General features: G+C 64.7%; 14 protein-coding genes. 1 reads left to right on the forward strand and 13 read right to left on the reverse strand.

Annotated elements, in window-relative coordinates; translation table 11 throughout:
• Positions 1-69: 69 nt before the first annotated feature.
• From ACQR13_RS07325 to ACQR13_RS07365, 9 genes are all read right to left on the reverse strand, one after another.
• Positions 70-1,968: a potassium transporter Kup gene (locus ACQR13_RS07325; RefSeq protein ID WP_316171287.1), complete on the reverse strand. Its 1,899-nt coding sequence runs from the start codon at positions 1,966-1,968 to the stop codon at positions 70-72.
• A gap of 279 nt (positions 1,969-2,247) precedes the next feature.
• Complete coding sequence (locus ACQR13_RS07330; RefSeq protein ID WP_315714498.1) at positions 2,248-3,078, reverse strand: flagellar motor protein MotB; 831 nt, start codon at positions 3,076-3,078, stop codon at positions 2,248-2,250.
• 36 nt (positions 3,079-3,114) lie between these two features.
• Positions 3,115-3,888: a motility protein A gene (locus tag ACQR13_RS07335; RefSeq protein WP_315714499.1), complete on the reverse strand. Its 774-nt coding sequence runs from the start codon at positions 3,886-3,888 to the stop codon at positions 3,115-3,117.
• A 163-nt stretch (positions 3,889-4,051) separates the two neighbouring features.
• Complete coding sequence (locus ACQR13_RS07340; RefSeq protein ID WP_315749694.1) at positions 4,052-4,414, reverse strand: Hpt domain-containing protein; 363 nt, start codon at positions 4,412-4,414, stop codon at positions 4,052-4,054.
• On the reverse strand, positions 4,411-6,600 hold the full coding sequence (locus tag ACQR13_RS07345; protein ID WP_316173965.1) for a hybrid sensor histidine kinase/response regulator: 2,190 nt from the start codon (positions 6,598-6,600) through the stop codon (positions 4,411-4,413). The genes ACQR13_RS07340 and ACQR13_RS07345 overlap by 4 nt, the downstream gene beginning before the upstream one ends.
• A 289-nt stretch (positions 6,601-6,889) precedes the next feature.
• Entirely contained in the window at positions 6,890-7,609 is a 720-nt protein-coding gene (locus ACQR13_RS07350; protein WP_316171230.1) for an RraA family protein, read from the reverse strand.
• 109 nt (positions 7,610-7,718) lie between these two features.
• Positions 7,719-8,609 (reverse strand): CDP-alcohol phosphatidyltransferase family protein, encoded by an 891-nt coding sequence (locus tag ACQR13_RS07355; RefSeq protein WP_315714503.1) that lies wholly within the window; start codon positions 8,607-8,609, stop codon positions 7,719-7,721.
• 87 nt (positions 8,610-8,696) lie between these two features.
• Entirely contained in the window at positions 8,697-9,431 is a 735-nt protein-coding gene (locus ACQR13_RS07360) for a phosphatidylserine decarboxylase (protein WP_315714965.1), read from the reverse strand.
• 93 nt (positions 9,432-9,524) lie between these two features.
• Positions 9,525-11,495 (reverse strand): ABCB family ABC transporter ATP-binding protein/permease, encoded by a 1,971-nt coding sequence (locus ACQR13_RS07365; RefSeq protein ID WP_315749689.1) that lies wholly within the window; start codon positions 11,493-11,495, stop codon positions 9,525-9,527.
• 244 nt (positions 11,496-11,739) lie between these two features.
• Between ACQR13_RS07365 and ACQR13_RS07370 the strand changes: the two genes are divergently transcribed.
• On the forward strand, positions 11,740-12,342 hold the full coding sequence (locus tag ACQR13_RS07370; protein ID WP_315749687.1) for a TIGR00730 family Rossman fold protein: 603 nt from the start codon (positions 11,740-11,742) through the stop codon (positions 12,340-12,342).
• A gap of 4 nt (positions 12,343-12,346) precedes the next feature.
• On the opposite strand, the gene ACQR13_RS07375 is transcribed toward ACQR13_RS07370, so the two are convergent.
• From ACQR13_RS07375 to cysS, 4 genes are all read right to left on the reverse strand, one after another.
• Entirely contained in the window at positions 12,347-12,724 is a 378-nt protein-coding gene (locus ACQR13_RS07375; RefSeq protein ID WP_315749685.1) for a VOC family protein, read from the reverse strand.
• Between the two features lie 115 nt (positions 12,725-12,839).
• Entirely contained in the window at positions 12,840-14,453 is a 1,614-nt protein-coding gene (gene cimA, locus ACQR13_RS07380; protein WP_315827367.1) for a citramalate synthase, read from the reverse strand.
• Complete coding sequence (locus tag ACQR13_RS07385) at positions 14,450-14,953, reverse strand: GNAT family N-acetyltransferase (protein WP_434862710.1); 504 nt, start codon at positions 14,951-14,953, stop codon at positions 14,450-14,452. Before ACQR13_RS07385 ends, cimA begins: the two co-directional genes overlap by 4 nt.
• A 113-nt stretch (positions 14,954-15,066) precedes the next feature.
• Complete coding sequence (gene cysS / locus ACQR13_RS07390) at positions 15,067-16,476, reverse strand: cysteine--tRNA ligase (RefSeq protein WP_315827366.1); 1,410 nt, start codon at positions 16,474-16,476, stop codon at positions 15,067-15,069.
• Between the last annotated feature and the right edge of the window lie 281 nt (positions 16,477-16,757).

The following is a 16,757-nucleotide window of genomic DNA, read 5'->3' on the forward strand; positions in this document are numbered from 1 at the left end:
CGGACCTGTCGGGAATGCGCCTCAGCCATGCATTTAGGCATACACGAGACATCAGGGAAGACCAACCGATCAAATCGTTACCTGGGTACCCACCTCGACGACCCGGCCCGTGGGAATCTGGAAATAATCCGTGGCGTCGTTGGCCGACCGGCTCAGACCAATGAAGAGATGGTCCTGCCAGGCCGGCATGCCCGACTGGGACGATGGCTTCAACGAGCGGCGCGAGACGAAGAACGACGTGGACATGATGTCGAACTGCCAGCCGAGCTTGCGCGCCACCGCGAGCGCGCGCGGCACGTTCGGGGATTCCATGAATCCGAAGCGCAGCCGCACCTTGGAAAACTTCTCGCTGATCTTCTCCATGCGCACGCGCTCCGAGACATCGACCCGCGGCGTCTGCGCGGTCTCGATGGTCAGGATCACGTTGTGCTCGTGCAGCACCTTGTTGTGCTTGAGATTGTGCAGCAATGCGGTCGGCACCGAGGTCGGATCGCTCGTGAGAAACACCGCCGTGCCCTTGACGATGTGAGGAGGCCTCTTCTCCAGGCTGGTGATCAGGTCATCCAGCGGAACCTCGATCTTGCGCGTCTTGAGCACCAAGATCGCCGAACCACGACGCCAGGTCCAGATCGTCACGACCATCGCGGCACCGAACAGCAGCGGAACCCAGGCTCCTTCGAGGAGCTTCAGCAGGTTGGCGCTGAAGAAGGTCATATCGACGATGACGAAGGGAGCGATCACGGCAGCCGCCACGGCCGCACGCAAGTTCCACAGCTTCCAGATCACCACGAAGCCCATGATGCCGTCGGCGACCATGGTGGTGGACACTGCGATGCCGTAGGCGGAGGCGAGATTGCTCGAGGTCCGGAACAGCAGGACCAGCAGCAGCACGCCGATCAGCAACAGCCGGTTGACCCGCGGCAGATAGATCTGGCCGGCATGGCTCTCCGACGTATAGCGCACCTCGAAACGCGGCAGCAGGCCGAGCTGGACCGCCTGGCTGACCAGCGAATAGGCGCCCGTGATCACGGCCTGGCTCGCGATGACAGTCGCGGCGGTGGCCAGCACCACCAGCGGCAGCAGCAACAGTTCAGGCACCATCCGGTAGAACGAATTCTCGATCGCGGCGGGATCGGACAGCACCAGGGCGCCCTGCCCGAAATAGTTGATCAGCAGCGCCGGAAGCACGAAGAACAGCCAGGCCGACTGGATCGGCTTGCGGCCGAAATGACCGAGATCTGCGTAGAGCGCCTCGCCGCCGGTGACCGCGAGGAACACCGCGCCCAGGGTGACCAGGCCGATCGTGCCGTGCGAGAGCAGGAACTGCACCGCATAATAGGGATTGATGGCCGCGAGCACCGAGGGGTCGTCGCGGATGTGGACCAGTCCCATCACGGCGAGGGCGGTGAACCACGTGACCATGACCGGGCCGAAGGCGGAGGCGACGCGCGCCGTCCCCTTGCTCTGGACCGCGAACAGCACGACCAGGATGAACACGGTCAGCGGCACGACATAATGCTCGAGCGCAGGCGCGGCGAGCTTGAGGCCTTCGACCGCCGACAACACCGAGATCGCCGGCGTGATCATCGAGTCTCCGATGAACATCGAAGCGCCGATCACGCCCAGCGACATCAGGAACAGGCTGCGCCGACCCAAAGCCCGCTGTCCGAGCGCCATCAGCGACAGCGTTCCGCCCTCGCCGTTATTGTCGGCGCGGAGCAGCAGCAGGACGTATTTGGCTGTCACCACGATGAACAGCGACCAGAGGATCAGCGAGAGCACGCCGAGCACGATGATCCGCGACACCGGGTGCCCCTGAGCAGCGCCGTGCGCGGCCTCGCGAAAGGCGTAGAGGGGCGAGGTGCCGATGTCTCCGAACACCACGCCGATGCTGCCTAGCGTCAGCCCCCAAAACCCCGACGTGCTCGCGGTGTCCTGTCCTTCGGTCGATGTCGCGCTGGCCGTCATGTGCTCGGAACGCATCTTCCCTGTTTGGCCCGGCGCGTGTGAACGTAGACCGTTCGCAGGTCAAGTCTCTACCGTAAGCAGACCTATGTTCCCAGCCCGCAACCAAACAGCACGGCTGACACAGATGTCGCATGCCGCATCGCGGCAAGTGCCTTTAGCCCAAGCACCCTGAGGCAGATGTCGGATCTGCCTCAGGCGAATCAAGTGCCTGCTGATGCTCCTCGTTGCCGTTCGCAGTCGCCCGTGCGGCAATATGATGCGGGAAGCGAAGCGTCCCGGCTACGGCTTCAGATCGGGCGGCAATGGCGGGTCTTCCCGCATCAAGGTGATCGTCACGCGGCGGTTGGCGGCCAGCGAGGGATCGTCCGGGAACAGTGGCTGGCTATCCGCCTTGCCGGAGACCGCGTAGATGTGGCTCGCCGGCAACCCTTCCCGCTCCAGGATCTGGCGTACTGCGTTGGCGCGGTCCGCCGACAGGTCGAAACCATCATAATCGCTCCGGGCGGGAACGAAGCCGGCGGCCGTGTGCCCGGTGATCTGGACCCGAAGCGGTGTCGCCTTGAGCGGTGCGGCCAGCTTCTCGATCAGGCGTCGCGTGCGGTCGAAGGGCACCTTCGAGCCATCCGCGAACATCGACCGCCCGTCCTGGTCGACGATCTCCAGGTTGAGCCCCTGCTTGGTCTCTTCGAACATGATGTGCTTGGAGATCTCGGTCATCTCCGGCATGTCCTGCAGCGCCTGACGCAGCGAGGCGGACGCCAGCGCGAACTGGCGATCGATCTTCAGCTTGGCGCCATTGGTATGCTGGCGCTCCTCCTGCTCGGGGCTGGGCTCGCGCGCGGTCTCCTCCGGCGAGATGTGGGCGGCGTTCTTGAGCTTCGGCCGGGTCGGCAGGCCGTCGGATTCCACGATGCCCGAATAGCGCGACTCGGACTGCACGCCGAAGGCGTCGCGCATCGAGCCTGCGACGACTTTCAGCTTGTTGTTGTCCATGGTCGAGAACGCGACCAGCATCACGAAGAAGCTGACCAGAAGTCCCATCAGGTCGGCAAAGGTCACGAACCAGCCGTGACCGCCGCCATGCGCATCGCCCCTCTTCTTCTTGGCCATTGCCTACCCCACCCCGGATCGCCCCGCCGCAGCCGATCAGGCCGGCACGGGCTCGCCTTCGGCATGGCGATGCTTCTCGGGCAGATAGGCCAGGAGCATTTCGCGGACCAGGGCGGGGCTCTTGGAGTCGCGGATCATCAGAATTCCGTCGATGATCAGCGTCCGGTTGGTTTCCTCGTCCAGCAGCTTGCCATGCAGCTTGTCGGCGATCGGCAGACAGATCAGGTTCGACACCAACGCGCCGTACAGGGTCGCGAGCAGCGCGGTCGCCATGAACGGGCCGAGCTTCGAGGGATCGGTCATGTTGGCGAACATCTGCACCATGCCGATCAGCGTGCCGACCATGCCGAACGCCGGGGCGCAGTCGCCGATGGCGCGATAGATCTTGCTGCCTTCGTCCAGGTGCATCAGGAAATTGTCGCGGTCACGCTCGAGATTGTCGCGGATGAATTCGAGGTCGTAGCCGTCGGCCACGTAGCGGATTCCCTTGGCGAGGAACGGCTCGTCGGTCTCGACCTTTTCCAGGCCGACCGGGCCCTGCTTGCGCGCGATCTCGGCAATGCGGGCGAGCTCGTCGACGAGTTCGCGGGCCGACAGGCGGCTCATGGTGAAAGCGTACTTCATTCCAAGCGGAACGCCGTGCAGCATGACGCCCAGCGGGAAGCGAATCATGGTGGCTGCGATCGAACCGCCGAAGATGATGATTGCGGCGTGCTCGCTGACGAACATCTCGAGATCGCCGCCCAGCAGCATCATCGTCGCGATGACGATCACGCCAGCCACGAGCCCCGCACTCGTCATAATATCCATGAGTCAACTCCACCCGCGTACGCAAACCACGACCCTGCCGGACCGACGCGGTGCTTCTGGACCGCATGTCACGAGACTAGATGTCCGCCATTAAGGACGAGTTACTGAATTCGGTAGGCATAATGAAAGGTAAACAGCAGCGCCGCAGACCACGCCGACTCGCTCAAGCGGCTGAGGATCCGGACTTCAGCAGGTTCGCCGCGGCGAAGACGGCCGACTGATCGAATGATCGCTGCATCTTGTGGACCATCTCCAGCATCTGCGCCGGCTCCATCGTCGCCGATCCCACCTCGAGTTCACGCGACAGGCGCGACAGCGCCGAGAAACCGAACGTCGCCGACGAGCTCTTGATCGAATGCGCCTCACGCCTCAGTTCGAGGCGATCCTCGAACTTGGCCGCAAGCGTGCCGAACTTTCCGGACGTATCGTCGAGGAACGTGCGCAGGACCTCCAGCGCATCCTCTTCGCCGAGCTCGGAGACCAGGATCTGATAGACGGATTCGTCGAATTGCACCCAGTCGGTCATGCGACAAGCCTTTCCTTGTGTGTAGCAGCGGCCGCGCGAAGCAGAGCGGCATTCAGTCGATCGCGCGTGACCGGCTTGGTCACGAAGTCGTTCATGCCGGCGTCCGTGCAAGCCAGATGATCCTGGCTGGTGGCGTTGGCCGTCAGGGCAACAATGTAGATGTCCTGGGCGGGCGGCGGCAGCGAGCGGATCATCCGCGTCGCCGTCAGCCCGTCCATCTCGGGCATCATCATGTCCATCAGCACGAGATCGTAGGCCTGCCTCTGCACGGCCGCGATCGCCTGGGTTCCGTTCTCGACGATGTCGTAGCGGTGACCGAGCTTGTCCAGGAGCTTCTTGATGACGAACTGATTGGTCAGATTGTCCTCGGCAACGAGGATCTTCAGCGGCTCGAGGCTGCCCGGACGTTCCTCGGCGATCGTCTCACCGACCGGCACGATGGTCGCCTCGGGCGCGCTCACCTGCTCGACGTCCGGCTGCGTCTGGACCTGGATCGAGAAGGTGAAGGTGCTGCCCTCCCCCACCTTGCTCTGCACCGTGATGTCGCCGCCCATGCAGGTGACGAGGCGCTTGCAGATTGCGAGCCCCAGACCGGTGCCGCCAAAGCGGCGCGAGATGGAATTGTCGACCTGCGAGAACTGCTTGAACAGCCGGCTGACGGCGTCTGCGGGAATGCCGACGCCGGTATCGGCGATCGAGAACACCAGCGTCAGGTGCGGCCCGGCAAGGTTCTCGGCACGGACATCGATATGGACGCCGCCCGATTCGGTGAATTTGAGCGCATTGCCGACCAGGTTGAACAGCACCTGGCGCAATCGCGCGGGATCGCCGACCACGTAGTTCGGCACTTCCGGCGCAATCGAGGTCGTCAGCTGCAGACCCTTTTCCTTGGCGCGGGACACCAGCAGCTCGGCGGTCGCCGTCACCGACCGGTGCAGGTCGAACTCGATGTGCTCGATCTCCAGACGATCGGCATCGAGCTTGGAGAAATCGAGGACGTCGTTGAGCAGCTGCAACAGATAGTCGGCCGACTCGCGCAAGGTGGTCGCGATCTTGCGCTGCTCCGGCGCGAGGTCCGCCGACAGCAAGAGATCGGCAAGGCCGATGACGCCGTTCATCGGCGTGCGTATCTCATGGCTCATCATCGCCAGGAATTCGGAGCGCGCCCGCGTACCTGCCTCGGCGGCATCACGCGAGGCGGCAAGCCCCGCCTGATAGCGCGCAATCAGGATCGTGATGATGCCGATGACCACCGTCAGCAACGCTCCGACCAGCAGATCACGATCGCGGTTGAGCTTGAAGGCGCTGAAGATCTCCTCGGAGGCCTGACCGACGATGACCACCAGCGGCAGATCCTTGATGCGCTGGAACGAGTAGATGCGCGTGACGCCGTCGATCAGACTTTTGAAGGTGTAGAAGCCGCTGCTTCCGTGCTGAATGGCGCTCATCACCGGGCTGCCGGCGAGCGAGGATCCGACGCCCCCCGGACCGGCCGAGGCCCGTGCGCGCACGATGCCGTCGAGACCGAGCAGTGTGACATTGCCCTTCTTGCCGAGATCGACCGAATTGTAGAAGCTCGACAGATATTCAGGGTCGAGCGAGACCACCACGACGCCGCCGAACGAACCGTCCGGCATGATGATGCGGCGGGTCAACTGGATCGACCATTTGTTGGAGACACGGCCGAAGATCGGCTTGCTGATGAAGAGAAAATCATCCTTGCCGTCGGCATGAACGCGGAAGTGCTCGCGGTCGCGCAGGTCGAGGCCCCGCATCTTCGGATCGATGTTGCTGGACAGCATGATGCCGTCCTTGCCGATCACGACGACCTGAAACGAGAAGTCGGACAGGAACTGGCTGTTCTTCGACCATAGCGACATGTCGAAGTTGTGCGGGTCCCTGGCATAGGAGTCGCGGACGTAGAGCAAGGTCTGATCTGCCGCGCGGATCGAGCGGATGATCTGCTCCTCGAACGCGCGGGCCAGATTGGCGCCGTTCTTAAGCGCCGACTGCTCGGTGCGCGTATACTCTTCAGAGATGGTGTAGAAGATGCCGGCCCACACCAGGGCGATCGCCGAGAGGCCGATCGCGGCGCTGCCGAAATGTCCGATCAGCCGAACCATCTTGTCGACGGTCCGGTCGAGCCGCCCGAACAACGGCCCGGATTTCGATATCAGCCTGCGCATGTCCTTCGCCCTCGGGCGACATGCCTATCGGGACAGGCTAGCCATCAGGTAAAGCTTGATGGATAAAATCTTCTCAACGAGCGACGGCCGCTTAACCTTCGGCGAATTCCGGCCTGTTTGCGGGTAATTCGTCACCGTGCGCGATATTTTCGGCGGAGGGTCAGCCGCCACCCCGTAGTCATCCGGATGCGGTTGCAGCGTCGCAGTTCGGCGAGCGCCCAGCGCAAGGCCGGCGGGCCGCACCGCCGCGCGGTACGGCTCGCCCATTGGGACCGGAGTGAAGCGACGCTCAATGAATCTCCGCCGACCGCTTCAAAGCGGCCTTGAGCTTCTCGAGCGAGAAATCCGCAGACCGCGCGATCTCCAGGATCGGCGTTTCACGGCGCGCGCACAACTCGGCCGCCTCGGGAAGCTTCGCCGCGATGTCGGCGGGGATGACGATCGCACCATGGCGATCGGAGTGGATCAGGTCGTCCGAGCGCACGGTCATCCCGGCGACGCGGACCTCGCCGCCGAAGCTCTCGGCATGCACCCACGCATGCGACGGACCGATCGAGCCCGCCAGTGCCTGGAAGCCGGCAGCCCATTGCGGGATGTCGCGGATCGATCCATCGGTGATCACGCCGAGGCAGCCGAGCGCCTTGTGGACGTTGCTCTGTACCTCGCCCCAGAATGCGCCGTAACCGATGTCGGGGCCATCGATATCCTGGATCACGACGATGCGGGGACCATGACCGGTGCCGACATATTCGTAGTAGTCGGTGCGTCGCCTCGCCTGCTCCTCCGCCGGCAATCCCGATTTGACGACGGACCGGATCGTCGCCGTCCGCGCGTAGCCGACCATGGGCGGCAGATCGGGGAACGGACACACCAGCGGCTTGGTCGTGTAGCCGATCAGGCGCCGCTCGGGCGCCACGATCTCCATCGCGTTGCAGATGGTCGGCGTATCGTAGCGCGCGAGCGCCTCGAGGACGAAAGCAGCGAGGGGCGCGGCGGCAGTGCTTGTCACGGGCGTTTTCTCCGGATGATGCGGACGGCATTCGCGGCCGTCCTTGGCCATCCGGTATAACTGAGGCGCCCAAGCCGGCAAAGCGCGCGCCGGGTCTTGGGCCCTGCGCTCAGTGCAGCCGTTCCGGCGGCCGCTGCCCCTGCTCCACCGCTGGCGCGCCGGTCGGCGCAAAAGCCGTCGTGGATGAAGACGAGGCGTGCGACGCCGCAGCCGCGGCACCAAGGACCGCGGCGTGCCGCGCCGCCTGGTGCCGATACAGCCGCCAGCCGAACGGAAGGCTCAGGATGTAGAGGATCGATCCGGCCGACAGGATGTGCCAGGGATAGACCACCAGCAGCGCCACGAAGAACACCACCGAGGCGAACACCGGCAGCACGAGTTCGGGCGAGACACGCATCCGCGTGGTCTTGCCGGAGAACACCGGCAGCCGCGACACCATCAGGAAGGCGATCAGCAGGGTGTAGAACGCCGTCACCAGCGCCGGCGGCCTCGGCAGGTCCAGGAACGCCAGATAGACGGGCAGCAGCACGGTGATGGCGCCGAGCGGTGCCGGCACGCCGGTGAAGAAATTGGCGGCGAAGGGCGGCTTGTTGGGATCGTCGATGCTGGCATTGAAGCGCGCCAGCCGCAGGCCGCCGCTGATGGCGTACATCATGGCGGCGATCCAGCCGCCGTCGCGCAGCTCATGGAGCTGCCAGAAATACAGGATCAGGCCCGGCGCCACGCCGAAATTGACGAAATCGGCCAGGCTGTCGAGCTCGGCGCCGAACTTCGACTGGCCCTTGATCATGCGGGCGATGCGGCCATCGATGCCGTCCAGGAAGGCGGCAAAGACGATGGCGCCGACCGCGAGCTCCATCCGTCCCTCGGTCGACAGCCGGATCGCGGTCAGGCCGGCGCAGATCGCCAGCAGGGTGATCATGTTCGGCACCAGCAGCCGCACCGGGATCGGGCGGAAACGGCGGCGGCGCAGTTCGGGAGAGTTCACGTCGAAGCTCATGATCACACCACGTGTGGTTTGGCCGGAACCTTGTGCCTGAACACAGCTCAAGGTCCCCTTAATGGGTCACCAGCGGGCAGCGACGGTTCACTGGCTCCGGAACGTCAGGCCGGGCACGGGGACGTCGAAATCGGCCAGGATCGTCTCGCCGGCAATGGCCGTCTGCCCCTCCGAGACCAGAACCTCCGTGCCGTCGGGGAGATAGACGTCGAGCCGCGAGCCGAAGCGGATCAGGCCGAAGCGCTCGCCAGCCCCAATGGTCTGCCCCTCGCGCACGAACGACACGATCCGGCGCGCCACGAGGCCTGCGATCTGGACCACGCCGATGCGGCCATGCGGCGTCGAGATCGCGAGCGAGTTGCGCTCGTTGTCCTCGCTCGCCTTGTCGAGCTCGGCATTGATGAAGGCGCCCGGACGGTAGGCGATCTTCTCGATCCGGCCGGCCACCGGGCTGCGGTTCACATGCACGTTGAACACGCTCATGAAGATCGAGACCCGCAGCAGCGGCCGGTCGCCGAGGCCAAGCTCGGCCGGCGGCAGGGCGCGCGTGATCATGGAGATGCGCCCGTCGGCCGGCGCCACCACCAGCCCTTCCCGCTGCGGCGTGACCCGGATCGGGTCGCGGAAGAACAGCGCGCACCAGACGGTGAGCAGCGTGCCGATCCAGCCGAGCGGGGTGAATATCCAGAACAGGATCAGGCTGACGAGGGCAAATCCCCCGATGAAAGGATAACCTTCCGGGTGGATCGGCGGGATCTGAGCGCGGATGGAATTGCTGATCGACATGGCCTGCTTCGTTGAGTGTTGTCGCTCTGACCTCAGAGCGGACCGCCGCCTTGACTAGGTCGATGGCCGGCGAAGGTCAAAATGAATCCTTAATGCATTCTTGAGTTCAGATCAGGGCGGTTCGCGGCATCATTCGGCGGCACTCGCCACCTGTCCGGTCCGATCGGGCCCGGCCGCGTCCGGCTCGCTCCGATCCGGCGGATTGCGGTTCGGCGCCCCCGCATCGTCGCCGATCTGCGCCAGTTTTTCGCGCGCCTCCTCGGCCTCGCGCTGTCGGTTCCACATGCCGGCATACAGCCCGCCTTTGGCCAGCAGCTCGGCATGAGTGCCGCGCTCGGCAATTCGCCCCCGGTCGAGCACGATGATCTCGTCGGCCGCCACGATGGTCGAAAGCCGGTGCGCGATCACGAGCGAGGTACGATTGCGCGACACGCCATCGAGCGCCTCCTGGATCTCGTGTTCGGTATGGCTGTCCAGCGCCGAGGTCGCCTCGTCCAGCACGAGGATGGGCGGCCCCTTCAGGATGGTGCGGGCAATCGCAACGCGCTGCTTCTCGCCACCGGAGAGCTTGAGGCCGCGCTCGCCCACCTGGGTCTCGTAGCCCTTCGGCGCCATCCGGATCAGACCGTCGATCTGGGCCAGCCTCGCTGCCTCCTCGACGGCGGCGTCGTCCGCATCCCAGCGTCCGTAGCGGATGTTGTAGCGGATGGTGTCATTGAACAGCACGGTATCCTGCGGGACCATCCCGATCTGGGCGCGCAGCGACACCTGGGTAACGTCGCGGATGTCCTGGCCGTCGATCAAGATGCGTCCGCCGGAGACGTCGTAGAGCCGAAACAGCAGCCGCGAGATGGTCGACTTGCCAGCACCGGACGGCCCCACGATCGCGACCGTCTTGCCCGCCGGCACCTCGAAGCTCAGCCCCTGCAGGATCGGCCGCTCCGGCTCATAGGCGAAGCGGACGTCGTCGAAGCGGACATTGCCAGAGGTGACCACCAAAGGCGTCGCTCCGGCCGCGTCCTTAACCTCGGCATCGCGCGTGAGCACGCCGAACATCTTCTCGATGTCGATGATCGCCTGCTTGATCTCGCGATAGACCATGCCCATGAAGTTCAGCGGCTGGTAGAGCTGGATCATCATGCTGTTGATCATGACGAAGTCGCCGACCGTGTTGCGTCCCTGACGCACGCCCTGGGCGCACATCAGCATGGCCACCGTCAGCCCGATCGTGAAGATCACGGCCTGCCCGGCGTTGAGCACCGCGAGCGAGGTATAGGTCTTCACGCTGGCCCGCTCGTAGCGCTCCATGGAACGGTCATAACGCTCGGCCTCGCGCGCCTCGGCGCCGAAATACTTCACTGTCTCGTAGTTGAGCAGCGAGTCGATGGCCTTGGTATTGGCATCCGTATCCGAGTCGTTCATGCGGCGCCGGATCTCGATGCGCCACTCGGTCGCAATGTAGGTGTAGTAGAGATAGGCCGCGACCATGGTGAGCGTGACCAGAACGTAGCGCCAGTCGAACTGCCACAGCAGCACCGCCGTCAGCAGCGAGACCTCGACGATGGTCGGGATCAGCTGCAGGATCACCATGCGCACGATGGTCTCGATCGCGTTGCGGCCGCGCTCGAGCACGCGGGTCAGGCCGCCGGTCTTGCGCTCGAGGTGAAAGCGCAGCGATAATTCATGCATGTGGACGAAGGTGATGGTCGCGAGCTTGCGCACGGCATGCATGGCGACGCGGGCAAAAATACCGTCGCGCCACTGCGTCAGCACCGCCATCAGCACCCGAATCCCGCCGTAGCTTGCCGTCATGACGATCGGCGAGGCCACCAGCCAGAACGCCCAGTTATCGGGCGCGATCGGCGCGGTATTGGCGCCGGTCAACGCGTCGATCGCCCATTTGAAGGTGAAGGGCAGGACCAGCGTCGCGACCTTGGCCGCGATCAGCAGCACCACCGACCATAGCACGCGCATCTTCAGGTCGGCGCGATCGCTCGGCCAGATGAAGGGCCACAAGTGGCGCAGCGTGCCGGCCAGCGTTCCCTGCTCGAGGGACGAAGGCTGGTTGGCGGCTGGTTCGGAGGAGGAATCGGGCGGCATCAAACGTTCTGGAGCAGCGAGTGTTTTGGCATGTTGTGATGCCGGGCGTTGCCTGCGTCATATAGAGTGTCCGGGCGCCGGATGCACCGGTACGTCGACGGAATCCGTTGCCGCGGCGCAGTATTTGCATACTTGTTTTCGGACAAATGGACCCATTCAGCCTGCATCAATCCGTGAAAGCCCGCGAATCCACGTCCTCCGCCCTCGTCTTGACGCCTTTCAACTGCAGTGTCACACCGCTCCAATGACTGAAATCCGCACCGTTTGCGTCTATTGCGGCTCCGGCCCGGGGACGAATCCCAGCTTCATCGAATCGGCGAAAGCACTCGGCAAGGCGCTTGCCGAGAACGGCGTCAGGCTCGTCTATGGCGGCGGCTCCATCGGCATGATGGGCGCGGTTGCCAAGGCCGTGCTCGACCATGGCGGCGACGTCACCGGCATCATTCCGGACTTCCTGGTGAAGAAGGAAGTCATGATGCCGCTCAAGGATCTCATCATCACGCCCGACATGCACGAGCGCAAACGGCTGATGTTCGAGCACTCCGACGCGTTCGTGGCGCTGCCCGGCGGCATCGGCACGCTCGAGGAGCTCGTCGAGCAGCTGACCTGGAAGCAGCTCGGACGCCACGCCAAGCCGGTGCTGATGGCCAATATCGACGGCTTCTGGGAACCGCTGTTCGGGCTGCTCGCGCACATGCGCGAGACCGAGTTCATCCGCCCCGGCTTCCAGATCGAGCTGCTCAGGGCCGAACGCGTCGAGGACATCCTGCCGCGCCTGCGCGAGGCCGCCGCCCGCGTCGCCAAGGAAGAGACCGAGATGGCGCCTGAGATCGCCAAACGGCTCTGAGCGCCTACTCGCTCGGGAATGTGACCGCCTCGATCCGGTTGCCATCGGGATCAAGCACAAAGGCCGCATAATAGCGCACGCGATCATGCGGCCGCAGTCCTGGCGCACCGTCGGAAACTCCGCCCGCCTCCAACGCCGCCGCGTGAAGCGCATCGACCTCCGCCGTGCTCCTGGCTCGCAGGCACACATGAGAGCCGGTGTCGGCCGGCACGCGCGCCATGGCGGGGCGTAGATTGATCCAGAATTCCGGATAGGCCTTCCCGAAGCCGATGGTCGTGGGACGCTCGATCAGCCGCGTCAGCCCGAGCGGCGCCAGCGCACGCTCATAGAACCGCGCGCTGCGGACGAGATCGCTGACACCGACGGAGACGTGGTCGATCATGCGTTTGCTCCTGGCCTCTCCAGGTCATTGCGAAGAGCGAAGCGACGAAGCAATCCAGAATCGCGCATTCAGGCCTGGATTGCTTCGCTTCGCTCGCAACGACGGATGCATCATCTCATCCCTTCGCGCCGGACTTCACCAGCTTGTAGAATACCGAATCCATCAGCGCCTGGAACGAGGCGTCGATGATGTTCGGCGAGACGCCGACCGTGGTCCAGCGCTCTCCCTTTTCGTCCTCGCTCTCGATCAGCACGCGCGTGACCGCCTCGGTGCCGCCATTGAGGATACGGACGCGGTAGTCGATCAGCTTGAGGCCGTCGATGAAGCCCTGGTACTTGCCGAGATCCTTGCGCAAGGCGACGTCGAGCGCATTGACCGGGCCGTTGCCTTCCGCCGCCGAGATCAGCCGCTCGCCAGCGACGTCCACCTTGACCACGGCCAGCGCCACCGTGACGCGTTCACCGAGCGCGTTGTAGCGCTGCTCGACATTGACGTCGAACTGCTCGACCCGGAAATACTCCGGCACCGAGCCCAGCGTACGCCGCGCCAGCAGCTCGAACGAGGCGTCGGCGGACTCGTAGGCGTAGCCCGCGGCCTCGCGCTCCTTCAGCTCCTCGACGAGGCGCGTCAACTTCGGATCGCTCTTGCTGAAGGGAATGCCGCCGCGCTCCAGCGCCGCGATGACGTTGGATCGTCCGGCCTGGTCGGAGACCAGCACCTTGCGATGATTGCCGACGCGCTCGGGCAGGACGTGCTCATAGGTCTGCGGATCCTTCAGCACGGCCGACGCATGAATACCGGTCTTGGTGACGAAGGCGCTCTCGCCGACATAAGGCGCGTGCCGGTTCGGCGCACGGTTCAGCATGTCGTCGAGCGTGCGCGAGACCTTCATCAGGCCGGCGAGCTGCCGGTCCGATACGGCGATCTCGAACCGATCCGAGAACTCCGTCTTCAGCTTCAAGGTCGGGATCAGTGAGCACAGATTGGCATTGCCGCAGCGCTCACCGAGTCCGTTCAAGGTGCCCTGGATCTGCCGCACGCCAGCGCGGACCGCGGCAAGCGAGTTCGCCACCGCCTGCTCGGTGTCGTTATGGGCGTGGATGCCGAGGTGATCGCCCGGCACGTGCTTCACGACCTCGCCGACGATCAGCTCGATCTCGTGCGGCATGGTGCCGCCATTGGTGTCGCACAGCACGACCCAGCGCGCGCCGGCCTCATAGGCCGCGCGGGTGCAGGCCAGCGCGAACTCCGCATTCTCCTTGTAGCCGTCGAAGAAATGCTCGCAGTCGAGCATCACCTCGCGCCCCGCAGCCTTCGCGGCCGTCACGCTGTCGCGGATCGAGGCGAGATTCTCCTCGTTGGTGGTCTCCAGCGCGACGCGCACCTGGTAGGCGGATGACTTCGCGACGAAGCAGATCGCGTCCGCCTTGGCCTCCAGCAGCGCCGCCACGCCCGGATCGTTGGACACCGAGCGTCCCGCCCGGCGCGTCATCCCGAAGGCGGTGAAGCGGGCGTGGCCGAGCTTCGGCTTGGCGGCGAAGAACTCGGTGTCGAGCGGGTTGGCGCCGGGATAACCGCCCTCGACATAGTCGATGCCGAGATCGTCGAGCATGCGCGCGATGGCCTGCTTGTCGGCCAGCGTGAAATCGACACCGTTGGTCTGCGCGCCATCACGCAGGGTGGTGTCGAACAGATAAAGCCGTTCCCTGCTTGTGCCTGCCCTGCTCATGCCTGCGCTCTCCCGGAGCCGAGCGTCTTCTTCATCGTCGTGTTGGCGAGCCACTCGCCATTGATGGAGACGCTATTGCGCTGCTGCGCGACGTAGCCGCGCTTGCGAAAGAATTCGACCGCCGTGTCGCTAGCGTCGACCGACAGACCGGTCGTGCCGCGCGCGCCCGCCAGCTTTTCCAGCGCGTCGCATAGCAGGGCCCCGACGCCCTGCCCGGCCGCATTCGGATGGACATAGAGCATGTCGATGTGATCGTTGCCCTTCAGCGCGGCGAAGCCGACCGGCGAGCCCTGCAGGGTCGCAATCAAGGTGAGCTCGGATGCCAGCCTCTTGCCAAAACCCGTCTCATCCTCAGCAGCGGACGCCCAGGCCTCCTGCTGCTCCTCGCTGTAGTCATCACCGGTCAATTGCTGGATGCTGGCGACGAAGATCGCGGCCAGCACCGGCGCATCAGCGGGAAGAAACGGCCGCAGCGCGGGCCTCGGGAGAGCCTGTCCCATGCGTCACCACATGCCATAGAGTTTCGTGACCAGCGCCACTGCGCCCGCGATCAGCACCAGCTTGAGCAGGATGTAGTACAGCCAGTGCCGCGGAAACGGGGTGTCGGGCTTGCTCATCGCGCAATCTCCCAGGTCGTGACCGGCTTGCCGTCGGCGCCCTTGCCGTCCTTCAATACGATACCCATCGCGGCGAGTGCGTCGCGGAGGCGATCGGACTCCTTGAAGTCCTTGCGCGCCCGGGCCGCGGTACGCTCGGCGATCAGGGTTTCGACCTTGGCGGCGTCGACGCCTTTGGCCTGCTGCTTTCGCGCTTCCCATCGCGCGACGGTGTCCGACAGGAAGCCCGCAAAGCGGAGCGAGCCGGCAAAGGCCGCGCGGTCCGTCTCGCCGCCGGACGCCGCACGGCTCCGCAACGCGTGCAGCTCTGCGATCATCAGCGGCGTGTTGAGGTCGTCGACGAGGGCGGCGATGATCTCGGGCCCCGGCTGCTCACCCGGCGCATCGGCCACGACGCGATACCAGTCGTCGAGCGTCTTCGCGCTCTCCTCCAGGCCCTTGACGGTCCAATCGGCCGGCGAGCGATAATGCATCTTGAGCATGTTGAGGCGCAGCACCTCGCCAGGCCAGTCCGCCAGCAGGTCGCGGATGGTGACGAAATTGCCGAGGCTCTTCGACATCTTCGCGCCCTCGACCTGGACGAACTCATTGTGCAGCCAGTAGTTCGCCATCACCGACGTGCCGTGCGCGCAGCGCGACTGCGCGATCTCGTTCTCATGATGCGGGAAGATCAGATCGAGTCCGCCGCCATGGATGTCGAAGACCTCGCCGAGATAGGCTGCGCTCATCGCCGAGCACTCGATGTGCCAGCCCGGCCGGCCGCGGCCCCACGGGCTGTCCCAGCCCGGCTCGTCCTCCGACGACTGCTTCCACAGCACGAAGTCGGCAGGATTCTTCTTGTGCGCATCGACGGCCACGCGCGCGCCGGCGAGTTGCTCGTCGAGCCTGCGGCCCGACAGCGCGCCGTAGTCCGGCATCGACCGGGTGTCGAACAACACCTCGCCGCCCGCCTCATAGGCGTGGCCACGCGCGATCAGTTGCTTGATCAGGCTCACCATATCCGCCTTGCCATCAGGGCGCGGCAGCACGAACTCGGTGGCGCGTGGCTCGAAGGTCGGCGGCAGGCTGCCGAGCGCAGCCGCGTCGCTGCGGAACTGATTGGCCGTCAGCTCCGTCACCTTCCGGATCGCCTCGTTCAGCGGCAGCCCGGGAAAGTCGCGCGCGGCGCGGGCGTTGATCTTGTCGTCGACGTCCGTGATGTTGCGGACATAAGTGACGTGATCCTTGCCATAGAGATGCCGCAGCAGCCGGAACAGCACGTCGAAGACGATCACGGGCCGCGCATTGCCGATATGGGCGAAGTCGTAGACCGTCGGTCCGCAGACATACATGCGGACATTGTTGGGATCGAGCGGCACGAAGGGGCGCTTCTCCCGCGACGCGGTGTCGTACAAACGCAAGTCCATGGTCCGTCCCCGAATGCCCTGTGCTCACCGCCCCGGCGGACCGACAGTCCATGACGAAGCGAAACGGGTGTCCTACGCCGCACGACCGCCCGCGAGCGGGCCGCCACGGCACGAATCACACTTCCGACCTGCCGGCCGGGCGTCCTGATCATCTCTGTTGAGAAAAGACGGCCTCAGCCAGCGAATCGCTAGCGCGTAATCTCGCGGCAAATGCAGCAGATGGCGAGGAAACCGTTCATGAAACTCACCATGCTGCAGCAGACTGTCTCCGTCAAGAGCCG

The sequence above is a fragment of the Bradyrhizobium sp. HKCCYLRH3059 genome (assembly GCF_051168035.1).
Taxonomy (GTDB): domain Bacteria; phylum Pseudomonadota; class Alphaproteobacteria; order Rhizobiales; family Xanthobacteraceae; genus Bradyrhizobium.